We start from the raw sequence: 25,364 nt of genomic DNA, 5'->3' as shown, positions 1-25,364 counted from the left end.
AGTCTCAGTTCTGGATTTGGTGTTGGACGGTTTTCGGCATCAGTGCCAATGACATCAGTGCGACAACGCTGGCGATACCTACCCATACGGCAGGTGCATAAACACTGTATTGTGTGGCCCATGTCAAGAGTGCGGGCGTAAAGCCGGCAAAAAAGATGGCGGCAAAGTTATAGGAAACCGACATGCCGGTCGAGCGGACGGCAACGGGGAAAATCGATGACAATACCACCGGTGCGACACCACTGAACAATGCCGCCATAAAGCAGAACAGGATTTGAACGGTGATGAGTGTAGCCATGGTCGGCATATTGTGCAGCCAAATCAGCAGCGGTGCCACACCCGCCAACAGGGATACTGCCCCGATTGTCATCATCTTGCGGGCACCGATTCTGTCGGCCATCATACCGGCGAAAATACTGCCGCCTACCATAAAGATATTGCCGAACAAAGCCGCAGTAAAGGTTTGGCTGTGGGTAAAGCCGAGCTTCATTTGCTCCGAAGCATAATAAGTCGGCATATAGATAATCAGCGTGTACACACATACTGTCCATAGAATGGAGAGCATGAAAGCGTAAATCAGGTTTTTAGGGTAGTTTTTCAGCACACTTGCCAACGAAATTTTTTCCTGTCCGGACTCACGTGTTTCATGTGCAAATTCAGGACTTTCCGACAAACTGTTACGGATGTAGAAGCCGACAGGCACAATCAGCAGGCCAACGATAAACGGAATGCGCCAGCCCCAATCATGCACGACCGCATCCCCCAAAGATTTGGTAACCACCACACCGACAACAGCTGCCAGAATATTGGAAAACCCCATACTGGCCTGCAAACAGGAGGCATACAGCGCCCTCTTCTTCGGCGGAGCCGATTCGACCAGATAAGCGGTTGCACCGCCGATCTCGCCGCCGGCAGAAAACCCTTGAAACAGACGGCCGATGAGCAGCAATACGGCCGCTCCCACACCGATAACATCCGCAGTGGGGGCAACGGCGATAATAAATGTACCGATTGCCATCAATGCAATCGTCATCGTTAATGCTGCCTTACGCCCGACCCTGTCTCCGTACAGTCCGAGCAGGACGGCACCCAGCGGACGGGCGATGAAACCGGCTCCGAATACGATATAGGTTTTAATCAGCGTCGATGTATGGTTGCCTTCCAGAAAAAAGTTATGTCCGATATAGGCGGCAAAAAACGCAAAAATACTGAAGTCATACCATTCCAAAGCATTGCCGATTGAGGCGGCAGCCACAACCTTACCGGCCGATTTTTCTTTTGCGGTGTCCGTTTGGGAAGTCATTTTTATTCCTTATAAAATAATAAAATACAGATTTCGGACAAATTCGGATTGTATGGACAGCACGCGGGATAAAGCAGAAGCCGTCCGAACCGGCAGCAAAAAGGGATAGCCGATCCGGACGCCGTATGCTGTACATAAAAATTCTTTTTTAATCGAATCATCAATTCAAACGAATATAGTGCAATCCTTTTTGTACTGCTTCATCCAGAGCTTCGGGATAGCCCGCGTCGGCATAACGCATCACACCCAGACCGGTATCGTTGGTCAGGCTCAAAGTCAGGCGGCGTTCTGCCTCCGGCGTGCCGTCGGCCACAACGGTAACACCCGCTGAAGTCATATAGCCGCTGTAACCGCCTCCGCCCGAATGAATCGCCACCAAATCCGCGCCGGAAGCGCAGTTCACCATGGCATTAATCAGCGGCCAGTCGGCCACGGCATCCGAGCCGTCGCGCATGTTTTCGGTCATGATATTGGGATGGGCCATGGCACCGGCATCCAGATGGTCGCGGGTAAAGGCAACCGGTGCTTTCAGACGGCCTTCGGCTACCATGCCGTTTACGGCGACCGCCAGTGCCGTACGGTCTAAATGACCCAGCCACGCAATACGTGCAGGCAGCCCTTCAAACGGAATTTTGTCCCGCGCGGTGCGGATCCAGTTGGTGACAATCGCGTTATCGTGGAAACGCTGCAAGATATAGTCGTCGATGACCGCAATATCCTGCGGGTCATTGGATAATGCCACCCAGCGGAACGGACCGACGGCGCGGCAAAACAGCGGCCGCAAAAAGGCTTCGGTGAAAATGGGAATGTCAAACGCTTCTTTCACGCCGGCATTAAAGGCATGCGTGCGGATCAGATTGCCGTTGTCAAAAACTACCGCGCCGCGCTCTTTGAATGCCAGCATGGCACTTACATGGCCGCGTATGCTGTCCAGAGAGGCCGCCATCAGCGCGGCATGGTCGTGTTCGCGCAGGCGGCGGATTTCTTCCATGGAAAGATTTTTCGGGATATAGCCGTATACCAAGTCGTGCGCACTGGTTTGGTCGGTAACGATATCGGGCGTGATATTGCGCCGCACCAGCTCAGGATAAACTTCGGCAGCATTGCCCAACAAGCCCACCGATAAAGGCTCACGCGCCGCAACGGCTGCCTGAATCCACTGTAAGGCCTCGTCAAGATTATCGGTATGCCGTTGCAGGTAGCCGATGTCCAACCGTTTTTGCAGGCTGTCCTTTTGTGCTTCCACACACAAAATGGCCGCACCCGCCATCGTACCGGCCAGCGGCTGCGCACCGCCCATGCCGCCCAAACCGGCCGTCAGGATAAAACGCCCGCGTAAATCGTGGTTGAACGACTGCTCGGCAATCCGGCTGAAAATTTCATAAGTCCCCTGAATCACGCCCTGTGAGCCGATATACTGCCAATCGCCCGCTGTCAGGCCGCCCCAGCAGATCAGGCCTTTCTTTTCCAGTTCGTAAAAAATTTCCGCTTTGGCCCATTGTCCGACCATATTGCAGTTGGCCATGATGACCAAGGGCGCCTGTGCATGGGTTTTGAGCAGACCGATGGGTTTGCCCGACTGGACAATCAGGGTGTAGTCGTCCGTCATGGTTTTGAGTGCATCGACGATCGCATCATGGCTGGCCCAGTCGCGGGCCGCCTTGCCCATCGCGGCATAGACAATCAATTTTTCCGGTGCCTCACCGACAGCCAGCACATTTTCCAACAACCGCAGCAAAGCCTCTTGACGCCAGCTTTTACAGCGCAACTGAGTACCGCCCGTAACCGTAAACTGTTTCATTCTGTTTCCTTTCCATTATGCCGAACGGTTAAGCGCATAGCTTGCCAAATCGATACCCAAAGTTTTTTCCACATGCGGATACACGCTGGGATCGATCACGCTGGATGACAGCGGCAGCAGCGATTTATCAATGTGGAACACCACAATTTCCATGCCGACCGCCACTTTTCCTGCGCTCAGCGGCTGCCCCTGCGGCGTCAGGGTCGTAATCACATCGGGGTAGGTTGCTATGCGCTCGCCGTGGGCATTTTCCACCGCCATGTGTTCGTTCATCACATGGATGCGTACGGCACCGCTGCCTTCGCCTAATTCGATGACGCCGACATCAAAAGCCTCGTTGGTGTATTTCAAGGTATTGGCCGTAACCTTACCCGAGGCGATAATCTGGCCGCCGGTGGTATGGCAAATCGCGTCCAGAACACTTTTCCCCGATTTTTCGGCAGCACAAATCGCCTGTCCGAGTGCCAAGGCACGCGAGATGCCGCCCAAAGCGGCATGTCGGCGGACGTAGGATGCCCGCAGCGGATTGCGGCAGCTGGCGATAAAGCCGCCCGACATATCTGAGGCTTTGCGCAAAACCGGCGATACTTTGGCCGTTGCCCCACGGGTAACCAGCTCGATATATTGGTTTTTTGCGCGGTTGCCGCCTGCGGCCGTCTGAATCATCGGCTCCGGCGAATCCGCCATACCGATAGAGCCCATATCGCCGGTGGGGTGGGCGCGGATATCGCCGACGGCATCCACCACTTTCGTTCCCAAAACCGCACCGGGCAGCCAGGCATTCAAAGTGGAAGACATACCGTTTTGACCGATCATCAAACCGTAGAGTTTTTCGCCGAGCGCATCTTGCAGCAGGGAAACGGCTTTCACATAATCCATACCCAGCATTTCCCACTCGGTCAGCCCGCCGGGTGCACCGATGGCCGCTGCGGTCGCGATCCATTCGTCATCGCCGATTTCGTCCATGGTAACCAGTTCGGGGCGGCCGATGGTAACGGCCAGCGTACCGAGCTCCCGTCCGTGCTCCACCCAGCCGCCACCGCCGCAGGCATATACTGATCCGCCCTTGATGGCGAACTCGACATCTTCCAATGTCAATATTTTTTTCATATCAAATTTCCTTTGCAGAATGATTCATTGCTGCGGACAAACGGTATTTCAGGCTGCCTCCCGTCCATCCGCTCCAATCGGATACCGCCGGCCGCAGAATCGGCAGGCCGGACACCGGGAAATCGCCACAACAGGCCGTACAGAAACACTGTACGGAAACATAGTCGGATAAGAATCAAAAATCTCTGCCAATTTCCTACCCGGCCACCCCAAGGCATTGCCCAAAGTGTTCTCATTAAAAAGTAATAACCATACAAGCCCCGGCAGCGTTTCAGACGACCCGGCTGTCCATACCCGCGCCAAACAGGCAGTCTTGCGGACCACTATGCCGACTGCGTCAACAGCAGGTCTGTTTTCAGCAGGGTCCGCATCAAAACTTCTACGCCCCGGCTCAAATCCTCTTCGTGCGTCCACTCATCAGGGCAATGGCTTTTACCCTCGACACTGGGTACAAAAATCATGGCGGCAGGCGCTATTTTGCCGATAAAGGCCGCATCATGCCCCGCCCCGCTCGGCATACGCCGATAACTGATGCCTGCTTCACCGGCCGATGCCTCAATCAACTGCATCAAGCGTTCATCACACTGCATGGGATAGGTATCCGTTACCCGCTCAAAAACCGACAAACAGAGATTGCGCTGCCGTGTCATGTTTTCGGCAAATTGATGCAGTTCAGCTTGAAATTCATCCATCAGCACCCGATTGTCGGAGCGGATATCCAGCACAATCTGCGTCTGCCCCGAAACCACATTGCTGGCATTGGGTTTGTTGTGGATTTCGCCGCATGTAGCAACAAAATAGCCTTGCTGTCTGGCAGAAAGTCCGTTTGCCAGCCGCTCTGCTTCTGAAATCAAAACCGCCGCCGCCGCCAAAGTATCGCGCCGGAAATCCATCGGCGAAGTTCCCGCATGTGCCGCCTGCCCCTGTAACACAATATTCAAACGCAAGATGCCGACAATGCCGCTGACCACGCCGATATGGATGCCGTCCCGCTCCAAAACGGCTCCCTGCTCGATATGCAGCTCCAAGAAAGCCTTAATATCCTTGCGGACTTTCAGGTTTTCAGGCTGCCCGCCCATCCGTCCGACCGCTGCCGCCAAAGTTTCTCCGCTCTTGGGATGGGCGGCAGCCAGTAACTGTTTGTCCAGAAAACCCGAAATGCCGCGGCTGCCGACACAGGAAATCCCCCATTCGCTGGGTTCTTCGGCCAGAAAATCGACAATTTCCAAATCATGTTCCAATTCGATGCCGTGCGTGTTTAATGCCTGCACACACTCCAAAGCGGCAATCACACCGGCAATGCCGTCAAAACGGCCGCCCGACGGCACCGAATCGCTGTGCGATCCCATCATGATGCAACCCGAACCCGGATGCTTACCTGCCCTCCGGCCGATTAAATTACCTGCCTCGTCAACAAAAACCGTCAAACCCGCAGCACGCATCTGTTCGGCCAGCCAATCCCGTCCTTGCACAAACAGGTCGGTAAACGAGCGACGCATATAGGGACGCTCGGGATCAGTTATCTCACCGAGCGTCATCAACTGCTGCCAATATCTTTTATTGTCAATAAATTGCATATTTATCCTTTATGCCATATCAAAGCGGACAGACAAAACGGCCGAATCCCGGCTGAGCCAGCACTTTGCCGTCTGAAAACACCCATTCGCCGCGCACCATGGTTGCACTGACCTGATAATCGATTGTCAAGCCGTCATACGGGCTCCAATCGACAAAGTTATAGCCGCCCCGCTTGGCATCGTAAACATAAGGCGCTTTGCGCACCACAGCCAAATCCGCATCACGCCCGATTTCCAACGCACCTTTTTGATGCTGGATATTGAACAGGCGTGCCGGATTGTAGGCCAGCACCTGCGCGATACGCGTCAGCGGAACACCGCGTCTGAGTGCGCCGTCCACCATCAAAGGCAGCAGCAGCGCGAGACCGGTCGCACCCGAAGCATTGGCAAAAATATCGTCGTGGTTTTTACGGTCCAACGACCAGCTGACATGGTCGGTTGAAACCACCGTAACCGAACCGGCCGCTAGGTGCTGCCACAAACCTTCGCGCTCTGCCCTGCCGCGAATCGGCGGATTGACCTTCGCCCGCCCGCCCAAACGCGATACATCGTCTTCCTCGCTCAGAATCAAATAATGCAGACAGGCTTCAATCGTCGCATCAAAACCCTGACGCCGGTAAGCATTGCAGATTTCATAGCCGCGCCGGTTGGAACAATGCACCACATGGGCACGGCAGCCCGTATCCGCACCCAATTCGTAAATCTGATTGACGGCCAGGTTTTCCGCATAAATCGGACGCGATTGGGAATGGGCGCGGTAGCCGGTTTCCCCGCGCTGCTTAAACGTCTCAATCAAGGCCTTGACCGTTTCATCGTCTTCATTGTGCACACCTGCCACCAACCCCGTTTTCGCCACCTCACTCATACACTCATGCATCATGTGCGGCGGAATGCGCGGGAACCGCTCCGGGTCGGTGCCGAAAGTGGAAAACTTGAAACCGATGGCGCCGGCTTTGGCGATTTCGGCAATTCTGGCAGCCCCTTCTGCCGGATGAACCGTACCGTACAAAGCAAAATCCACCCTTGCCTGCGCCTGCGCTTCCGTCTTTTTCAATTCAAACCGTTCAGCCGAACAGATCAGACGGCCGGCATCGTAAGGCATATCCACAATCGTACCGACACCGCCGGCAGCGGCAGAATGGGTCGACCAAATAAAATCCTCCTGCCCGGCCTGACTGCGCGAATGGACTTGCGCATCAATGGCAGCCGGAAAAATATAGCTGCCTGAAAAGTCGTGGACGGCCGCAGCGGCCGGCATATCCACCTCCACAGCACCCACCCGGGCAACTTTGCCTCCGGAAACCGCCACGTAGCCATTAGGTATTTCCCTACATGCCGATACGATATGCCCCAGCACCAACTGATCAAACTGCACACTCACTTATCCCCCCCTTTCTGAACCATAAATCCCGCACCATCCAAGCTCCTTACCTTCAACTGAGGGAAACGTCCCCACCAAAAGGTAATTTACCGAAAAATTTTAAAACAAATTAACTTATTGGAAATAAACTTGTCAAATTCTAACCATACATTGTTCTGAAACCCGTTTCTTTTTTAGTAACCATTTCATTCCCTCAATAAAAAATATTCAAAAATCTTTCGCCACACCTGTTCAAAAAGTTAAGACATGTCATCGGCTGCATTCCTACCCTGAATACACCGTATCCAAATATTTTCCGCATCCCGCACCAATTGAATAATACTTATTTTCATACGCAAGAATTTGTTTTATCGAACAATAAATCCCTTAACCATATCCTTTAACAACTTAAATACACTCTGTAACGCATCCCACCAGATTCAGAAAATTCCACATAACACCACTTTACGCCACGTCCATTAGCTTACATAACATCCGCCACGTTGCCTTCGAGTTCAAATAAAGTATATAATTGATAGTTTTCAGTAAAAATTTCCTGCTGGGCGAACGCCTGCCCGCCGCCGGTGGCCGCAGTCAATCCAACAGCTTTATTTTCACCCCCGATCCGTTTTAGCCGGTAACGACTTTCTGGAGCCTGTCATGACCACAGAATCTACCGCCCAACCCTATCTGCAAATCAAGGGCTTGGTTAAAAAATTTGGTGATAATTATGCTGTCGATCACATCGACCTCGATATCTACCGCCACGAAATTTTCGCCCTGCTGGGCAGTTCGGGCAGCGGCAAATCCACGCTGCTGCGTATGCTCGCCGGTATGGAAACGCCCAGCGAGGGCAGTATTATTCTCGACGGTCAGGACATTACCCGCCTGCTGCCGTACGACCGCCCGATTAATATGATGTTCCAGAGTTATGCGCTGTTCCCGCACATGACGGTGGAACAAAATATCGCTTTCGGCCTCAAACAGGACAAAATCCCCGCCGGCGAAATCAGCGCGCGCGTGGAGGAAATGCTGCGGCTGGTGCAGATGGTGAAATTTGCCAAACGCAAGCCGCACCAGCTCTCCGGCGGCCAGCAGCAGCGTGTGGCTCTGGCGCGCTCGCTGGCCAAACGCCCCAAGCTGCTGCTGTTGGACGAACCTTTGGGCGCGCTGGATAAAAAGCTGCGCCAGCAGACACAGCTGGAATTGGTGAACACGCTGGAAAATGTAGGCGTTACCTGCATGATGGTGACCCACGATCAGGAAGAGGCGATGACCATGGCCGACCGCGTGGCGATTATGTCCGACGGCCAGCTCAAACAGGTCGGGTCGCCCAGCGATGTGTATGATTTCCCCAACAGCCGCTTTACCGCCGAATTTATCGGCGAAACCAATATTTTCGAGGGAACCGTCGTACACAAAGACGACGGCCACGCACTCATCGACTGTCCCGAGCTGCCCGCCAAAGTCTATACCGACCAGCGTTTCGACGGCGGTGTCGGCCAAACGATTTGGGTGAGTATCCGCCCCGAAGACATCGACCTGCACAAAGAAAAACCCGCCCACCGCGAAACCCACAACTGGGCACGGGGCATTGTGAAGGAAATCGCCTATCTGGGTAGTTTTGCCATTTACCACGTGCAGATGGAAAACGGCCGCATCATCAAGAGCCAGGTGCCGGCACCTTATTGGTATGTGCGCAACCTCACGCCGCCGACCTGGGACGAAGAAGTGTATCTGGACTGGCCGGAAAACCAGCCGACCCCGCTCACACGCTAAGGAGGCCGTCTGAAAATGTCCATCAACGCCAAACGCCGCCTGCGCCCGGGACGCAGGCTGGTTATCGGTATCCCCTACATCTGGCTGCTGCTGCTGTTTCTGGTACCGTTTTTCATCGTGCTGAAAATCAGCTTCGCCGAGCAGGAAATCCGTATTCCGCCATACACCGACCTGTTCGTTACCGACCCGCAGACCGGCCGGCAGACCCTGCATATGGTAACGCAGAATTACAAAGAAATTTTCTACAATTTCTGGAATACCCTCGGCCAGATGCTGGGGCTGGGCGGCAGCGGCGACAGCAGCATTTACCTGCGCACGTACTGGTCGTCGATCAAAACCGCGTTCAGTACCACCCTGATCTGCCTGCTCTTGGGCTACCCGATGGCCTACGCCATTTCGCGCGCCAAACCCGAATACCGCAACGGCCTGCTGCTGGCCATCATGCTGCCGTTCTGGACCTCGTTCCTGCTGCGCGTTTACGCCTGGATGGGGCTGCTCAGCCAAACCGGCATCATCAACAACCTGTTGATGAAATACGGCATCATCAGCGAACCGCTGGATCTGTTTTACAACAGTTTCTCGCTCAATCTGGTGATGGTGTACGCCTACCTGCCGTTTATGATTCTGCCGCTCTACACCCAGCTGATTAAGCTGGACGACCGCCTGCTCGAAGCCGCATCCGACTTGGGGGCGGGGCCGGTCAAAGCCTTTTTCACCATCACGCTGCCCCTGTCGAAAACCGGCATCATTGCCGGATCGATGCTGGTTTTCATTCCCGCCGTGGGCGAATTTGTGATTCCCGATCTGGTGGGCGGCCCCGACAACCTGATGATCGGCAAAACCCTGTGGATGGCGTTTTTCGACCAAAACAACTGGCCGCTGGCCTCGGCACTTGCCGTGGTGATGGTATTGCTGCTGGTGCTGCCGATCGCATTGTTCCACCGTCTCGAAAACCGCGAAATGGAAGGAGGCAGACATGGCTAAACAGAAAATGTCCTGGTTTCTCAAATTGATGCTGTTTTTGGGCCTGGCCTTTCTCTATCTGCCGCTGATTGTGCTGGTGATTTATTCGTTTAACGAATCCAAACTGGTAACGGTGTGGGGCGGTTTCTCGACCCATTGGTACGCCAAACTGCTGGAAAACGACCAAATCCTCGAAGCGGCGTGGCTCTCGCTGCGCATCGCCGTGGTTTCGTCGTTTGCCGCCGTCATTCTCGGCACACTGGCGGGTTATGCCCTGGCGCGCATCAAACGCTTCCGCGGCAGCACGCTGTTTGCCGGTATGGTATCCGCCCCGATGGTGATGCCCGACGTGATTACCGGCCTGTCCATGCTGCTGCTGATTATCCAAGTCCAATCCCTGATGCAGGGCATTTTGGGCAGCAGCGACTGGCTCAACCGCGGTTTCTTCACGATTTTCCTCGGCCACACCACGCTGTGCATGGCCTACATCACCGTGATTATCCGCGCCCGCCTCGCCGAGCTGGATCAGTCGCTGGAAGAAGCCGCCATGGATTTGGGCGCGCGGCCGCTGAAAATCTTCTTTGTCATCACCCTGCCGCTGGTGGCACCGGCGATTGCATCGGGTTTCCTGTTGGGCATCACGCTCTCGCTTGACGATTTGGTGATTACCTCTTTCCTGTCCGGCCCGGGTTCCTCCACCCTGCCGCAGGTCATCTTCTCGAAAATCAAGCTGGGGCTGGATCCACAGATGAACGTACTGGCCACCATCTTTATCGCTGTGGTCGGCACGCTCGTTATTGCGGGCAACTGGTACATGATGCGCCAGATTACCCGCCGCGAACGCGAAACCGCCGAAGCCGAACGTCAGGAAAAACTAACATTGGAACAGGCACACTAAACACACCACAGGCCGTCTGAAACAGGCAAACCGCATTTCAGATGGCCTGTTTTCTATCCGACAACCGTCTCAAACCGCCATGCAACTCATCAAATACCTGCAAGCCCAAGGGCTGGGCAGCCGAAAAACCTGCCAATGGCTGATAGACCGGGGCCTTGTCTCCATCAACGGCCAAACGGTCGGCCACGCCCGCGCCGAAATCGCACCCGACAGCGTACACGAACTGCGGATCGACGGCGAAGCGTTTACCGTCGTCCCCCAGCCGTATTTCTACATTCTGCTCAACAAACCCGCCGGTTACGAAACTTCCCACAAGCCGCGCGACTACCCCAGCGTATTCAGCCTGTTTCCCGACCATATGCGCAACATCGATATGCAGGCCGTCGGCCGCCTCGATGCCGACACCACCGGTGTCCTGCTGATGACCAACGACGGACAGTTCAACCACCGCCTGACTTCGCCCAAACACAAAGTCGCCAAACGCTACCGCGCCACCCTGAAGCACCCGGCCGGCAGCAGCCTGTGCGACACGCTGTGCGCAGGTGTCCTGCTGCACGACGACAACGAAACCGTCGCTGCTGCGGCCGCCGAATTGGCCGACAGACACACCCTGATACTGACCATCACCGAAGGCCGTTACCACCAGGTCAAACGCATGGTCGCCGCAGCAGGCAACCGTGTCGAACAGCTGCACCGGCTCGATTTCGGCGGTTGGCAGGCCGACCATCTGCCTGCGGGCGGCTGGACGTTTTTTACCCCCTGACGCGGCTGCTCCGTTTTTTTCGGACACCACCGACTGCCGCACCGCCCGCTACAACGGCAGAATCTCCGTTCTGCCCGCAGCTTCGGCTGCCAAGCGCCTGCTCTGCTGGCATCCGCTGTCATGCCGCCGAATGCTCCGGTTTGTAATTTACAGAAAGCCGCTTTTCCCGTTTTTACGCCTTCATCCGCTGTGCCCGTTTTGGTTCCGCAGAAACAGCATGGTGTGCCGTTTTTGCGAATCAGAAATTCACCTTGCCCATTTTAGCTCCGCAGAACTCCCGCTCAGGCCGTCTGAAAACGGGCACAGCGGGTTTCTGCGGAGCTAACCGTTGTGCCCGTGCCCGCCTGGCGGGCACTTTTTCTGGTTGAGGCAGACACACCAACTTGACTACATCAGACTACAATTTGCTATAATCCGCGCAGATTTTTCCCACCTGCCAACACAAAGGAACTGTTCTCATGGGCATCAAAATTGCCATCAACGGCTACGGCCGCATCGGCCGCCAAGTATTGCGCGCCATTTATGACTACCGCCTCGAAAACCAGCTGGAAATCGTGGCCGTCAATGCCAGCGGCAGCCTGGAAACCAATGCCCACCTGACCAAATTCGACACCATTCACGGCCGCTTTGCCGCCGATGTTGAACACGATGCCAACCATTTGATTATCAACGGCAAAAAAATCCCCTTTTTTTCCACCCGCAACCCGGCCGAGCTGCCGTGGCGCGACCTCGAAGTCGATTTGGTCATGGAATGCACCGGTGCATTTACGAGCAAATCCAAAGCTCAGGCCCACTTGGAAGCCGGTGCGAAAAAAGTGCTGATTTCCGCGCCCGGCGAATCGGATGTCGATGCCACCATTGTTTACGGTGTCAACCACCACATTATCAACGATGACATGACCGTCATCTCCAACGCTTCCTGCACCACCAACTGTCTGGCACCGCTGGCCAAAGTTCTGCACGAAGGCTTGGGCATCGTCAAAGGTTCGATGACCACCATTCACGCATTGACCAACGACCAAACCGTTACCGACGTGCGCCACAAAGATTTGCGCCGCGCCCGCTCCGGCGTGGTCAATATGATTCCCACCAAAACCGGTGCGGCCAAAGCCGTGGGCATCGTCCTGCCCGAATTGAACGGCAAACTCGACGGCCTGGCCATCCGTGTACCGACCGTCAATGTTTCACTGGTCGATTTGAGCTTCGAAGCCGCGCGCGACACCACGGTGGAAGAAGTCAACCAGCTGCTGAAAACCGCCGCCGAAGGCGGGCTCAAAGGCATTCTGGGCTACAACAGCCTGCCTTTGGTGTCCATGGATTTCAACCACACCAGCCAGGCCAGCAACTTCGATGCCACGCTGACCAAAGTAACCGCCGGCAATATGGTGAAAGTCTTCTCATGGTATGACAACGAATGGGGGTTCAGCTGCCAGATGCTCAACACCGCCCGCGCCATGTTCAAAATGGACGTTACCCCGTTCCGATAAAACCGCCCGACGGCGCATCACCGACTATAAAAGGCCGTCTGAAAACGTGCATATGCGTTTTCAGACGGCCTTCATATTGTCCATCAAACCGACTGCCTGACGCCGTTTACCAAACAGTACCGTGTGGGCCGGATTCTCGAATCCGACAAAATGCAGAGCCGGTCGCAGCGTGGTGTGTCGGATACGGAGTATCCGGCCTACTAACTGCGGCGGCAAGGTATACGGGTATGTTTATCCGACGGCGGGGAAAGGCCGGACGGTGGAAGTGGCCGACTGTGAGGGGAATGTATCCGGCTATCTGGCCAACCGTTCGGACAGTGCGCCCGCCACCGGCTGCGCCTGTCCGGATACGGCGCATTAACCGCCGGAGGCTCTCTGATGCCGCCGGTCTGGTGTATCGGTGTTTTTATGCCGCCTGAATATCGGGCGGCTTTTTTTATGGAGTGTGTATGGCAAAAATCAGCCGCGAACAGGCAGCACAATGGGTTAATAATTTTCGGACGCCTGAGAGCATTGCCCGTCAGTTCGGTGATGAGTTCGGGCAGTTTACGGCGGGTATGGACGCGGTCGGCAGGCAGAAGGTTTTAGATGATGCGCTGCCGAAGCTGGAGCAGATGTACGGTAAGGCCGCAGCGGATATTGCCCGTGAAACGGTAAAGGTGGAACGCCCGAACAGGACGGTGGGGGAAACCCTGTCCGACTGGGGGAATATTGCATTGGCGGGTATTGACCAGATGCAGCAGCCGTTTATGGATTTGTATGACCCGTCTTCGGAGAGGGCGGTCAATAACCGCAAATCGGCGGCGGCTCATTTGGCCAAGTTGTCGGAGCAGCAGCGGTTTGACGATTATCAGGCCGATAAGCGTATGGCCGAAGCGGACGGGGAGTTTGGCAAGGTTTCCGCATGGCTGGGAAATTTTGCCCGCAATCCGGTACGGCAAGGCGTGCAGCTGGGAGCTTCTGTTGCTCCCGGGGCGGCTATTATTGCAGGCGGCCTTGCTGCCGCCCCGTTTACCGGCGGGGCATCTCTGGCGGCGGCTGTTCCGCTGGCAATGGGTGTGGGTGCCGCGCAGGGTATCGGCGGGGCGCGCGGCACTCTGTACGAAGAAACCTTGGCGCAAGCCGATGCGGATTTGATGCGCAATAATGAGCAGTACCGTTTGCTGCGGCAGCAGGGTATGAGTGAGGCGGCGGCGAAAAATATTGTCGGTACCAATATCGCGGAGCATCTGCCCGAATTGGCATTGAGCGGGGCAAGCGGCGCAATCCTTGAGCGTTTCGGTCTGGGCGCGGTGGGTAAGGCTGCCAAGGGTTCGCTCGGCCGTATCGGTGCGGAAATGCTGTCGGAGGGGACGGACGAAGCCGCGCAGACGGTGTTGTCCAATTCGATGGTGCAGTCGGTTAATCCGGATAAGGGTTATTTTGAAGATGCGCTGCTATCCGGTGTGCAGGGTGCGGTGGCCGGTGTAGGCACAGGTGGTCTGGCCGCTTATCTGGGACGGCACAACAATGAAGCACGGGATACGGGAAGCGGGCAAAATGCCCGCGCCGATGCAGCCGACCGTCTGTTATCGGAATCGTTGTCGGCCGCAGAGTCGAAACTGCCTGTGAGCGGGGCGGAAGTGCTGCCCGAAGCGGAAGTCGTGCGCCGGAACACCGCTCCCGTTGATTCGCCCGCAGGCCGCCCTGCGGATACTGCCCGCGAACGGGCGGCGGCTGCCACGACCGATACGGGGCGGATTGTACGGGGCAATGCGCATGATGTCATTGTAGGCGGCAGAACCGAACCTGTGGTATGGGAGTTGCGCGAGGCTTCCGATATGGCGGCCGCCGTCAGCAAAGCCGACAACCAATACCGCGACCGCAACCGTCAGGCGGGGCAGGTGCAGATTGACGAGATTGCGCGCAATCTGAATTACCGCCGTCTGAACGATGCGCCCGAAATGGACAGCGGCGCGCCCACATTGGCCAACGACGGTAAAACCGTGATTGGCGGCAACGGGCGCATAGCCGCCGTCAAACAGGCCTACGGACAGGGAACGGCAGAAAATTACCGCCGCGACCTGACTGCCGATGCGGCGCGTTTCGGCATTGCCCCGGAAGCGGTGGCGCAGTTTGATACGCCCGTATTGGTGCGCCGCCTGGTCAACGACGTGGACATCAAACAGGCCGCCATAGCCTCAAACGAGGGCGGCAGTATGGCGATGAGTGCGTTGGAGCAGGCCAAGGCCGACTTTGAGCGGCTGCCGCCGGTGGAGCTGTTCGCCTTTAACGACGACGGCACGCTGAATCAGGCCGCCAGCCGCAAGGCCGTAGCGCATTTTGTCGGCAATCTGCCGCAGAATCAGCGCAATGCCGTTCAGACGGCAGACGGGTATATTTCGCAGCAGGGTTTGCAGCGGATTGAAAACGCGCTGCTGTACGGCGCATACGGCGACAGCCCCACCCTTGCCCGCGCAGTGGAAACCGCCGACGGCGGCAGGAGGAACATCAACCGCGCCCTTGTCCAGTCGGCCAACACCATCGCACAGGCACGCAACGATGCTGCCCCGTCCGACGGTATGGCATACGGCAGCATCTATGACAGGGACATCGCGACCGATTTGATGGCGGCGGCCGACCTGCTGGAACAAATCCGACGCAACGGCGGCAGTGTATCCGACTTTCTGGCACAGCAGGACTTGGAGCGGGAGCGGCAAAGCCCCGTTGTCGAAATGCTGCTGCAGTTTATGGAAGAGAACAGCAGAAGCGCGAAGAAAATCCGCGAACTGATTCAAAACTACTACGAAGCGGTACGCGCCTTGGGCAATCCGAACGAAGCGGATATGTTCGGCGGGGCAGAGATACCGGCACGGGAACAGTTACTGAAAGGAGTGATAGATGGGCAGGCAGACACAGGAAGAGAAGCGCAACGCAGCGATACGGCAGCAACAGGAGGCTTTGAACAGTACGGAACGCAATCAGGCGGCACTGCTGCGGCTGATTTACAACCTGCAGAACAATCCCGAGATGGCGCGGGCGATGGAGGCGGCGTTGCGGAAGATGAACCGGCAGGCGTAACGGAAGCAGGGGCGGAATCAGACGGCCTGTTCAGCCAAAGCGCGATGAAGTCGGTTGAGGCGAATATCCGGCGCGGGCGTGAGGCGATGAACCGTGCGCTGACGGAGAAAGCCGATGTGAAGCGGGCGATGTTCCGTCAGGATTTGGGCTGGGTGGATTTTGTCTGGGGTGATGACGGCACGACCCGTCCGCTGAACAAAAAGGGCGAGCCGGTAGGCAAAGGCCTGTCGCATATTCTGGAAGCGCGCCAACGCAAAGACGGAATGTCTTACGGCGAAACGGTGCGTATGCTGACGGACAATATTGTAGAAGCTATTGCGAGAGGTACAGTAGTTAACCGATGGGAGCGGCATGACGGAAAATCAGTAAGTGTGCAGATTGATTATGACGGCTACCGCGCAGGGCTGGTAAAAAACAAAGGCAGTAACGCATGGATGGTTACGGCCTTTGAGCTGTATGAAACAGGTGCAGAACCGGCAGGCAGCGTCGATACCGATAATGCTACGCACACCAAGCCTACACTTACGCGTCAAGATGTGGGAGCTGTTTCCAATACAGAAAAAAATATACCGCAAAACCGCGCACAGGACAAGGGGGCATATCAGGCCAAGCTGGACGAAGCCTTAGGCCGTCTGGCCGGGCGGGTTACTCTGGTAACCGATGTGAAGCGGGAAATCCCCGCATCGGCAGAGCGCATACTGTCCAACCGTTATGACGGGGCATTTGATGCGGCTGCGGGACGGGTTTATCTCTTTGCCGAGAACCTGGCACCGGAGCGGGCGGCCTTTGTGGCATGGCACGAACTGGGACACCGGGGCTTTGCGCGCGGGGAATTCCGCGACTACCGAGCCGAACTCCGCCGTTTGGACAAACACAGCATTATCGCGCAGCTGGCCGACAGCATACAGGCACAACGCCCCGACGGCGACCCGGCCAAGAACAGGCGCGACATTGCACTGGAAGAAGCAGCGGTGGAGCTGTATGCGGCCAAACGCACGGGGGAATGGGAAGCACTGGAAGCGCGCTACGGCGTGATGATGCCGCAGATGCTGCGCCGCCGTACCGACAGCATACTGCAAAACGTATGGGAGAAACTGCGCGCCTTTGTATCGCGGGTGTTCGGGCGCGATACGGGCGATGCGCAGCTGGTATCCCTGCTGGACGATCTGCACCGTGATGTGTCGGCGGATACGGCGGCAGAGACACGGGATACGGACGGACTGTCTGATGATGCGCTGATGAGCATCTACAGCGACGATGCGGACAAAGTAGAGCGCGCTTTGAAGAAGATGGCGGCTGCCTATCCGGGAGAGCTGACCGTTTATCGCGATTCGTCACGCGCGAGCGATTCGGAATATATCGAACTGTCCGATAACGACAAAGGCCTGTATTTGAAAATCCGCGTTTCCGACCATGCCCTGCCGGCACATCACAGACCGTTTTACGATATGTTCGATGTTTTTCCCCGCAAGGGCAGGGAGAAAAACGCCCGGGGCAAAGATGCGAAATACTACACCGACGGCAGCTGGGTTGAAGCGGTAGCGTTTGCGGGGGAGATGTTCGGCCTGAAAGTACCCAAGTATGTACAGAATATCTTGGATAAAGACAGCGGTATGGAGAAAGCCGCCCCGAAAAGCAAAGCGCCGTCAAAGCCGGTGGTTCGGGACACCAAAGCGATGAAGGAGATAAAGGAAAGCATCCGTCGTTACCGCGAAATGTTGTCCTGGCAGACAGGGGACAGCGAAGCGGAAGTATCAAACCGCAATTATTTAAGCCGCCTGATCGCCGAAAAAGAGGCGGAGTATCAGGTACTGTATGACGAACGCGCTGCCAAATCGGGGATTGCAAAAGATAAGGCGCAAGACGGTATGCGTTTCAGTCAGGCACCTGCCGATGCCGGGTTTGCACGTAAGGCGGCATTCTTGCAGGGCGAACCTGTTTACCGTATTACGGAGCGTACCGCGCCGCGTGAGAACAAGGCTTTGCGCCAATGGGCGGTTAACCTCTTCAATCAGGCAGGCGGGAAAGCGGTTAACCCTGAAATCGGGGAAGTGCGGCTGACGGCAAAATCAGTTAAAGATTCATTGGCTCACGGCATCAATCCAAATAAGGCGATGGCGTTTGAAGCAGTGCCGACAGTCATTGAAAAAGGTGTGGTGGTGGCAGAGACCGAACATGACCGGCTGACGAGCTATTTTATCAGTGCGCCTGTTGAGATTGATGGGAAAGACGATATTGTTACGGTATTGGTTCGGAAAGATATGAATACGCAGCGTATGTATCTGCACAGCGTGATTACCAAAGACAATCTCCTGAATACAGCTCTTACCGGATTAGACGGTGATTCCGCCGCTGATACCGGAGTATCCGAGCCGCGCGGGAAACTGAATTCAGGAGATGTAGCCAGTATATTACGCCGCTATCTGAATTACAAGCCCGGTGCTGTTGATGCGGATAATCCGGATATGCGTTTCAGCCTGAGCGAAGGGGCGGATTCGGCCTTGCTGCGTCCGAAGGCGGAAAGTTTCGAGAAGCTGCGCGCTGCGGAGCCTGTGCGGATTTCGGGCAGGGAGATTGAGGCCGATGCGGACCTGCGCCGCTATAAGCGCAATGCGCTGGAATACGGCAAGCGTTTGCGGGGAACTTATGTCAATCGGGATACGGGGCGGGAGATTAATTTAAGCCTGAGCGGCTTGAAAGAAGTCTTACAGCACGACTATAAGAATATCGGACAGTTACAAAGTGTTGCTGCGATTCCTCAGATTATTGAAAAAGGAATTTATATTGATAGGGCTTTAAATGAGGATACAGCAGTTAATCCCGATGTAGAAAGCTATGAATATTATGTTGCGGGCTTAGATATTGGCGGAACGGATTATACCGTTCGTGCAACTGTTGCTGTCGGCGATAATGGGGAGCGTTATTACGACCACAAGCTGACAAACATTGAAAAAGGCAACTTACTTTCTACCGCAGGGATAACAAATCCAAGTTTCGAAAGCAAATCGCCTTTGAAAATTGATGATAAACGTCTGTTGCAGATATTGCAAGAGGAAGCGGGGGATTCGCCCGATATTCTGTTCAGCCAATCGATGCAGACACCGGAGGAAGTGCGCGCTTTTGCCGAGACGGGCGAATGGCAGCTTCCGGATTCCGTTTTGGCTGATATGTTCCGCAGCTTCCAAATGGAGAAAGCGGCCGCAGGCCGTCTGAAAGACCGCGTGGTATCGATGAAGGACAAAGTGATTGAGGCAGTGGAAGATGCGCAGATTCAGCTGAAACGTTGGGCTGATGATTTGCCTTATTTTGCGGCTGATGAGCAGGAACGCCAGATGCTTGAGCAGTCGTATCGCCGTGGCGCGTCTATGCGTGATGCGGAGAATGAACGTTTCGACCGGCTGTATCTGCAACCGTTCAACCGTTCGCTGGCGGCGATGAAGAAGAAAAATCCGAAGCATTCTCTGATGGAACTGAAAAAGCTGGTGGGCTACTGGATGTCGGCGCAGTCAGTAGGCCGGATTCCCGAATCCGGCACAACCGCCCGAATCCCAACCGTAAGGCCGTCTGAAACCCGCTTTACCTGTTTTCAGACGGCCTTAACTGCCGCGTTTGAACTTTGTTCAGGCCATACGGCTGTCAATCCGCCCGTTCGGCCAGCCATCCGGCAATCCGCTGCTGCAACGCCGCCGCGCTCAAACCCAAATCATCCAGCAATTTGGCCGGATCGCCATGTCCGGTAACGACATCGGGAATCCCCGCCAGCAGTACGGGTTTGGCAATACCGCGCGCGGCCAGCACTTCCAGTACCGCGCTACCCGCTCCGCCCATCACCGCGTTTTCTTCGGCGCACACCAGATAATCATGGCTCCCGGCCAAACGGACAATCAGCTCTTCGTCCAATGGTTTGACAAACCGCATATCGGCCACAGTGTAATCCCCACTTTCCGCTGCCGCCGATGCGGGCGCGACCATGCTGCCGAACGCCAGCACCGCCACCCGCCGCCCTTCGCGCCGCACCACGCCTTTACCTACCGGCACGACCGCCAAATCGCTGCCTGCCGCCGCGCCGCTGCCGCTGCCGCGCGGATAGCGCACCACACTCGGTTTATCCAGCGCGTAACAGGTGGACAGCAGCAGACGGCTTTCGCGCTCGTCGCTGGGCGCGGCAATCACCAGATTCGGCACACAGCGCAGATAGCTCAAATCGTAAATCCCCGCATGGGTGGGGCCGTCTGCACCGACAATGCCCGCACGGTCCACCGCAAACATCACCGGCAGATTCTGCAAGGCGACATCGTGCACAAGCTGGTCGTAACCGCGCTGCAAGAACGTGGAATAAATCGCCACCACAGGCTTCATGCCCTCACAGGCCAAACCGGCAGCAAAAGTTACCGCATGCTGCTCGGCGATGCCGACATCGAAATACCGCTCGGGAAACGCCTGCTCAAACGCCACCAAACCGCTGCCCTCGCGCATGGCGGGCGTGATCGCCACCAGGCGCGTATCCGCCTGAGCCTGATCCGTCAGCCAGCGGCCGAAAATATCGGTGTACGTGGGTTTGGGCGCGGCAGCAGGTTTTTCCTTCAACAGCGCGGACGGGGTTTTGCCGATGGCGTGATACTTCACCGGATCGTTTTCCGCCAACTTGTAGCCCTGCCCTTTTTTGGTAATCACGTGCAGCAGCTGCGGCCCTTTGCGCCCGCGCAAATCACGCAGCACTTTGACCAAATCTTCGACATTATGCCCGTCCACCGGCCCCGTATAGTGAAAACCGAAATTCTCAAACAGCGACAGCGACTGCTTGATGTGTTCGCCCTCATCTGCCAACGTTTTGATTTTATGTTCGACTTTTTGTGCGATTTCCAGCGCACCGGGCAATTTGTCCAGCACCTTGCTCGACTGCGCCTTAATCGTGGACAGCAGGCCGTGCATATCGCGCACCACATTGCGCGCCAGATATTTGGGCAGCGCGCCGACATTGGGCGAAATCGACATTTCGTTGTCGTTCAGCACCACCAGCAGGTCGATGTCCATATCGCCCGCACAATTCAATGCCTCAAACGCCTGTCCGGCCGTCATCGCACCGTCGCCGATCACGGCCACGCTGCGGCTGTCACACCCGGCCAGTTTGTCGGCCACCGCCATGCCCAGCGCGGCACCGATGGATGTGGACGAGTGCCCTACGCCGAAATCGTCGTATTCGCTTTCGCCCCGTTTGGGAAAGCCCGCCAAGCCGCCGTATTGGCGCATGGTATCCATGCGGTTTCGGCGGCCGGTCAGGATTTTGTGCGGATAACTCTGATGGCCTACGTCCCATACCAAATGGTCTTGCGGCGTATGGTAAACATAATGCAGTGCCACGGTCAGCTCGACCGCCCCCAGATTGCTGGCGAAATGGCCGCCGGTACGCGGCACGCTTTCCAGCAGGAAAGTGCGCAGTTCGGCCGCCAGCTGCGGCAGCTCCGATAAATCCAGCCGCCGCAGGTCTTGCGGCAGGCTGACGGTGTCTAACAGAGGGGTTTGGCTCATGGTTGTCATAGTCGTTTTTACGGCCGTCTGAATCATGCGGGCTGCGGCCGACAGCGGTTTTCAGACGGCCTTTTATCAATAGAAATGGTTCAGGCGGATTATAGCAAGGATACGCCTGCCGTCAGACGATTCTGTGCAAAGTCGGGTCAAACTTTCACCGTCGGTGCCTGACTGCCGTCGTCAAACATCAGCGTACGCTCCGGCCAGCGCAGAGCGGCCAGCCGAAAAGCCGACCGCTCCGGCGGCAGCCCCGATTGGCGGTCGCGCCAACGCGCGCCCACCGAATAATCCACGCAAAATACTTTGCCCGCCCTGCCCAGCCAAGCGTTATTCGCTTCGGGAAACAGCACTTCCCGCCCGTCGTCCCGTTTCGGATACCAATGCCGCCAATAATGGCCGATTACCACGGCGGCTTCACCGTCATAGTCCGCCCACCACCGGCAGCGGCCGGTAAAACGCCAGCGTCCGGCCGCAAAAAACGGCCGCGCAACGATTTGTTCCACCCCGCTCGTCAGCGCGCGTATCGGATGCAGACGGCTGCGTGCCAACTCAAATTGTGCCGTGGCGGGCATCGGCGGCGGCAGGCGGTCGGGGTCTTCGATTTCGCGGCCATACTGCCGCTGCTCGCGCATATAATCGGCATACCACGGCGCCCCTTCCAGTGCCTGCACCACTGCTTCGTCCCACGTCCGGTAACGCGCCGCCAAACCGCCCGTATGCGTTTCCAAACGCGCAATCTGTTCGGGCAGCCAGGCGGCATGGACAATGCGCAAATCACCACGCTGCAACACCAACGGCATTTGCGCCAGCCAATCCGCCAGCACGGCTTTTTCCGCCCGCTCCGCCCGCACCCACGGCGCATACAGCGCGCTGTCGCGTTCGGCGCGCCGGTCGAAAAACCAGCCCGAGCCGTCTTTCGCATCGTCCACCAGCAAATTAAGCTCATGATTGCCGAGCACCATCAGCGCGCGCCCCGCATCGTAAGCCTGCTTGAACCACGCCAGCACGGCCGGACTGTCGGGGCCGCGGTCGCACAAATCGCCGACAAATACCAACCGCCGCCCCTGCGGGTGGCTGCCGTCGGCCGCATAACCCAAATGCCCGAGCAGGGTGCACAATGCCGCCCATTCGCCGTGCACATCGCCGATAATGTCCCACGCGCCCGGCGGCAGGGTCTGTACTGCCTGATAAGTCATTTATTTCTGCTCCTGAATTTTTCCGGCCTCAGGCATGGCACACCGCCGCCTGATACATTATGATTACGTTTTTACCACGATACGCGCCATGTTCCAAACCGAAAGCCGTTCAGACGGCATCATTTTGCACAGCAGCGCGCTGAGGGCGGAAATCCTGCCGTTCGGCGCACTGCTCAACCGTCTGGAAATCCGTCTGCCCGAAGGCGGCAGCCACAATTTCGTTGCGGCGTTCGACCACGCGCAGGATGCGGCCGAACGCATCACACAGGGTTTTCGCAGCGCGAAACTCAGCCCGTTTGTCTGCCGTCTGAATCAGGGGCGTTACACCTTTCAGGGGCGCAGTTTCGAAACCGGCAAACACCGGCTCGACGGCCACGCCATACACGGCCTGCTGTACGATGCGCCGTTCAGCCTGATTGCCGAAGGTGCCGACGGTCAATCCGCCTGGTGCGAACTGGCTTACGATTATCGCGGCAGCCTGCCCGGTTATCCTTTCCCCTACCGCCTGACCGTGCGCTACACGCTGCGTTCAGACGGCCTGCACGTGCACACCGCCGCCGAAAATACCGGCAGCACGCCCCTGCCGCTGGCCGACGGCTGGCATCCCTATTTCCGTCTGGACGGCGTGCTGGATGAATGGACGCTGCAATTGGCGGGCAGCCGCAAACTGGTATTCGATGCCGCTTTGCTGCCCACCGGCGGAGAAGAAACCGATACCCGTTTCCTGACGCCGCAGCCGCTGGCCGGTATCGGTCTGGACAACAGTTTTCTGCCCGATCGCGGATATGCCGCCGCCGTATTGCGCAGCCGGCGGCTGGAACTGGCAGTTGATGCCGAAGAAAACTACCCGCTGCTGCAAATTTATATTCCGCCCGAGCGCGACTGCATCGCACTGGAAAATCTCAGCGGCGCGCCGGACTGTTTCAACAACGGCATCGGGCTGTACACGCTGGCAGCAGGCGAAACCCGCCGCTTCTGTCTGCGCTACCGCCCGTCCGTGCGTACCGACAATCAAAAGGCCGTCTGAAAACCGACACCCTGCGTTTCCGAAAAAACGGCACCGCCCGCTGCCTGTTTCAGACGGCCTCAACCCTTAGATATAGATACTATGATCAGCATCACGCTCAACGGCCAAACCACAACCTTTTGCGGCGGCACGCTGGCCGATTTAATCGCCCAAACCGAACCGCAGCAGCCGTTTGCCGTTGCCCTGAATACCGCTTTCGTTCCCAAAACCGCCTACACCGAAACGCGGCTGCAAAACGGTGATGCGGTCGAAATCGTCCGCCCCGTAGTCGGCGGATAAGGAGATATCATGACACAGCAACCCAAAGGCCAGATGCTGCTGCGCACCATGGCGATGCCGGGCGACACCAACCCCAACGGCGATATTTTCGGCGGCTGGATAATGTCGCAGATGGACATCGGCGGCGGCATTCTGGCTTACGAAATCGCGCAGGGGCGCATTGTTACCGCCTCTGTGGAAAAAATGTCTTTCCTGTTGCCGGTCAAAGTGGGCGATGTCGTCTGCTGCTACGGCGAATGCCTGTCCGTTGGAAACAGTTCGCTGCAAATCCAGGTGGAAGTATGGGTCAAACGCATCGGCCGCGACCAGCCGCAGGAACGCTTCCGCGTTACCCATGCCGTCTTCACCTATGTCGCTATCGATACCGAAGGCCGCCCGCGTCCGATACCGAAAACCGGCAATCCTCTGCTGCCCAACCGTTAAGAGTCATCATGTCCGATTTAACCCTCTACGCTCAAACTTTCCCCTCCCGCCTGCTGCTGGGCACCGCAGCCTACCCGTCGCCCGACATTCTGCGCGGGGCGGTGGATGCCGCGAAGCCGGCGATGATAACGGTTTCCCTGCGCCGCGCCGGTGCCGTCCGCGAAGCAGACGGCCGGGAATTCTGGCAATTGTTGCAGGCCATGGGACGGCCGATCCTGCCCAACACAGCAGGCTGCCTGAGTGTTCAGGAGGCCGTCGCCACCGCCCACATGGCACGCGAAGTATTTGAAACCGAATGGATTAAACTGGAACTCATCGGCGATGACAGCACTTTGCAGCCCGATGTTTTCCAGCTGGTTGAAGCAGCCGGCATCCTGATCCGCGACGGTTTTAAAGTGCTGCCCTACTGCACAGAGGATTTGATTGCCTGCCGCCGTCTGCTCGATGCCGGCTGCGAAGCCCTGATGCCGTGGGCCGCCCCCATCGGCACAGGCTTAGGGGTGGTGCATGAATACGCTTTGCGCGTTTTGCGGGAACGGCTGCCCGACACACCGCTGATTATTGATGCCGGCCTCGGCCTTCCTTCGCAGGCCGCACAAGTGATGGAATGGGGTTATGACGGCGTATTGATCAATACCGCCGTTGCACGCAGCGGCGACCCCGTCAACATGTCTGTTTCCTTTACCCAAGCGGTCGACAGCGGGCGGCGCGCCTACCTGTCGGCACCGGTTGCCGCCTGCGCCCAAGCACGCGCCAGCACCCCTACCGTCGGCCAACCGTTCTGGCACAGCAGCGGATACACCGAATAA

At 56.8% G+C, this 25,364-nt stretch carries 17 protein-coding genes; 10 read left to right on the top strand and 7 right to left on the bottom strand.

The window, feature by feature from the left end; translation table 11 throughout:
• Positions 1 to 4: 4 nt before the first annotated feature.
• The 5 genes from ORY85_RS09415 to ORY85_RS09395 all read right to left on the bottom strand — a co-directional run bounded on the left by ORY85_RS09415 (position 5) and on the right by ORY85_RS09395 (position 7,172).
• On the bottom strand, positions 5 to 1,303 hold the full coding sequence (locus ORY85_RS09415) for an MFS transporter (protein WP_274570969.1): 1,299 nt from the start codon (positions 1,301 to 1,303) through the stop codon (positions 5 to 7).
• A 160-nt stretch (positions 1,304 to 1,463) separates the two neighbouring features.
• Positions 1,464 to 3,104 carry a urocanate hydratase gene (locus ORY85_RS09410; RefSeq protein WP_274570970.1) on the bottom strand — a complete coding sequence of 547 codons (1,641 nt, stop codon included), beginning with the start codon at positions 3,102 to 3,104 and terminating at the stop codon, positions 1,464 to 1,466.
• 15 nt (positions 3,105 to 3,119) lie between these two features.
• Positions 3,120 to 4,214: a DUF917 domain-containing protein gene (locus ORY85_RS09405; protein WP_274570971.1), complete on the bottom strand. Its 1,095-nt coding sequence runs from the start codon at positions 4,212 to 4,214 to the stop codon at positions 3,120 to 3,122.
• A 323-nt stretch (positions 4,215 to 4,537) separates the two neighbouring features.
• Positions 4,538 to 5,791 carry a Zn-dependent hydrolase gene (locus ORY85_RS09400; protein WP_274570972.1) on the bottom strand — a complete coding sequence of 418 codons (1,254 nt, stop codon included), beginning with the start codon at positions 5,789 to 5,791 and terminating at the stop codon, positions 4,538 to 4,540.
• Between the two features lie 19 nt (positions 5,792 to 5,810).
• Positions 5,811 to 7,172, bottom strand: coding sequence for a dihydroorotase family protein (locus ORY85_RS09395; RefSeq protein ID WP_274570973.1), 1,362 nt, complete (start codon positions 7,170 to 7,172; stop codon positions 5,811 to 5,813).
• A gap of 639 nt (positions 7,173 to 7,811) precedes the next feature.
• Here ORY85_RS09395 and ORY85_RS09390 point away from each other — a divergent pair.
• The 6 genes from ORY85_RS09390 (at position 7,812) to ORY85_RS09365 (ending at position 19,841) form a co-directional block, all read left to right on the top strand.
• On the top strand, positions 7,812 to 8,930 hold the full coding sequence (locus ORY85_RS09390; protein ID WP_274570974.1) for an ABC transporter ATP-binding protein: 1,119 nt from the start codon (positions 7,812 to 7,814) through the stop codon (positions 8,928 to 8,930).
• Between the two features lie 15 nt (positions 8,931 to 8,945).
• Positions 8,946 to 9,914 carry an ABC transporter permease subunit gene (locus tag ORY85_RS09385; protein WP_274570975.1) on the top strand — a complete coding sequence of 323 codons (969 nt, stop codon included), beginning with the start codon at positions 8,946 to 8,948 and terminating at the stop codon, positions 9,912 to 9,914.
• Complete coding sequence (locus tag ORY85_RS09380; protein ID WP_274570976.1) at positions 9,907 to 10,791, top strand: ABC transporter permease subunit; 885 nt, start codon at positions 9,907 to 9,909, stop codon at positions 10,789 to 10,791. Before ORY85_RS09385 ends, ORY85_RS09380 begins: the two co-directional genes overlap by 8 nt.
• Before the next feature lie 79 nt (positions 10,792 to 10,870).
• Entirely contained in the window at positions 10,871 to 11,554 is a 684-nt protein-coding gene (locus tag ORY85_RS09375; RefSeq protein ID WP_274570977.1) for a pseudouridine synthase, read from the top strand.
• A 458-nt stretch (positions 11,555 to 12,012) separates the two neighbouring features.
• Positions 12,013 to 13,041, top strand: coding sequence for a type I glyceraldehyde-3-phosphate dehydrogenase (gap, locus tag ORY85_RS09370; protein ID WP_274570978.1), 1,029 nt, complete (start codon positions 12,013 to 12,015; stop codon positions 13,039 to 13,041).
• Positions 13,042 to 13,490: 449 nt separating this feature from the next.
• Positions 13,491 to 19,841: a hypothetical protein gene (locus ORY85_RS09365; protein WP_338578030.1), complete on the top strand. Its 6,351-nt coding sequence runs from the start codon at positions 13,491 to 13,493 to the stop codon at positions 19,839 to 19,841.
• On the opposite strand, the gene dxs is transcribed toward ORY85_RS09365, so the two are convergent.
• Positions 19,738 to 21,630 carry a 1-deoxy-D-xylulose-5-phosphate synthase gene (dxs, locus tag ORY85_RS09360; protein WP_274570979.1) on the bottom strand — a complete coding sequence of 631 codons (1,893 nt, stop codon included), beginning with the start codon at positions 21,628 to 21,630 and terminating at the stop codon, positions 19,738 to 19,740. The genes ORY85_RS09365 and dxs overlap by 104 nt on opposite strands.
• 146 nt (positions 21,631 to 21,776) lie before the next feature.
• Complete coding sequence (locus ORY85_RS09355; protein ID WP_274570980.1) at positions 21,777 to 22,826, bottom strand: metallophosphoesterase; 1,050 nt, start codon at positions 22,824 to 22,826, stop codon at positions 21,777 to 21,779.
• 34 nt (positions 22,827 to 22,860) lie between these two features.
• On the opposite strand from ORY85_RS09355, the gene ORY85_RS09350 reads away from it, so the two are divergent.
• From ORY85_RS09350 to ORY85_RS09335, 4 genes are all read left to right on the top strand, one after another.
• Positions 22,861 to 23,853 carry an aldose 1-epimerase gene (locus tag ORY85_RS09350; RefSeq protein WP_274570981.1) on the top strand — a complete coding sequence of 331 codons (993 nt, stop codon included), beginning with the start codon at positions 22,861 to 22,863 and terminating at the stop codon, positions 23,851 to 23,853.
• 84 nt (positions 23,854 to 23,937) lie between these two features.
• A complete protein-coding gene (gene thiS, locus ORY85_RS09345) occupies positions 23,938 to 24,132 on the top strand; it encodes a sulfur carrier protein ThiS (protein WP_274571012.1) in 195 nt (64 codons plus the stop codon).
• 9 nt (positions 24,133 to 24,141) lie between these two features.
• Positions 24,142 to 24,555 carry an acyl-CoA thioester hydrolase YciA gene (yciA, locus tag ORY85_RS09340; RefSeq protein ID WP_274570982.1) on the top strand — a complete coding sequence of 138 codons (414 nt, stop codon included), beginning with the start codon at positions 24,142 to 24,144 and terminating at the stop codon, positions 24,553 to 24,555.
• Between the two features lie 8 nt (positions 24,556 to 24,563).
• Positions 24,564 to 25,364: a thiazole synthase gene (locus ORY85_RS09335; RefSeq protein WP_274570984.1), complete on the top strand. Its 801-nt coding sequence runs from the start codon at positions 24,564 to 24,566 to the stop codon at positions 25,362 to 25,364.

The organism is Neisseria leonii, assembly GCF_028776105.2.
In the GTDB taxonomy this organism is placed as follows: domain Bacteria; phylum Pseudomonadota; class Gammaproteobacteria; order Burkholderiales; family Neisseriaceae; genus Neisseria; species Neisseria leonii.
The sequence above is the reverse complement of the archived record's forward strand: the minus strand, read 5'-3'. Positions and strand labels throughout refer to the sequence as shown.

Excerpts from the sequence above, each read along its gene's own strand:
- dxs (WP_274570979.1), bottom strand. The coding sequence starts at position 21,630 with ATGAGCCAAACCCCTCTGTTAGACACCGTCAGCCTGCCGCAAGACCTG.
- ORY85_RS09355 (WP_274570980.1), bottom strand. The coding sequence starts at position 22,826 with ATGACTTATCAGGCAGTACAGACCCTGCCGCCGGGCGCGTGGGACATT.
- ORY85_RS09390 (WP_274570974.1), top strand. The coding sequence starts at position 7,812 with ATGACCACAGAATCTACCGCCCAACCCTATCTGCAAATCAAGGGCTTG.
- ORY85_RS09415 (WP_274570969.1), bottom strand. The coding sequence starts at position 1,303 with ATGACTTCCCAAACGGACACCGCAAAAGAAAAATCGGCCGGTAAGGTT.
- ORY85_RS09405 (WP_274570971.1), bottom strand. The coding sequence starts at position 4,214 with ATGAAAAAAATATTGACATTGGAAGATGTCGAGTTCGCCATCAAGGGC.
- ORY85_RS09365 (WP_338578030.1), top strand. The coding sequence starts at position 13,491 with ATGGCAAAAATCAGCCGCGAACAGGCAGCACAATGGGTTAATAATTTT.
- ORY85_RS09400 (WP_274570972.1), bottom strand. The coding sequence starts at position 5,791 with ATGCAATTTATTGACAATAAAAGATATTGGCAGCAGTTGATGACGCTC.
- ORY85_RS09350 (WP_274570981.1), top strand. The coding sequence starts at position 22,861 with ATGGCACACCGCCGCCTGATACATTATGATTACGTTTTTACCACGATA.
- gap (WP_274570978.1), top strand. The coding sequence starts at position 12,013 with ATGGGCATCAAAATTGCCATCAACGGCTACGGCCGCATCGGCCGCCAA.
- ORY85_RS09410 (WP_274570970.1), bottom strand. The coding sequence starts at position 3,104 with ATGAAACAGTTTACGGTTACGGGCGGTACTCAGTTGCGCTGTAAAAGC.
- ORY85_RS09385 (WP_274570975.1), top strand. The coding sequence starts at position 8,946 with ATGTCCATCAACGCCAAACGCCGCCTGCGCCCGGGACGCAGGCTGGTT.
- ORY85_RS09380 (WP_274570976.1), top strand. The coding sequence starts at position 9,907 with ATGGCTAAACAGAAAATGTCCTGGTTTCTCAAATTGATGCTGTTTTTG.
- yciA (WP_274570982.1), top strand. The coding sequence starts at position 24,142 with ATGACACAGCAACCCAAAGGCCAGATGCTGCTGCGCACCATGGCGATG.
- ORY85_RS09335 (WP_274570984.1), top strand. The coding sequence starts at position 24,564 with ATGTCCGATTTAACCCTCTACGCTCAAACTTTCCCCTCCCGCCTGCTG.
- ORY85_RS09375 (WP_274570977.1), top strand. The coding sequence starts at position 10,871 with ATGCAACTCATCAAATACCTGCAAGCCCAAGGGCTGGGCAGCCGAAAA.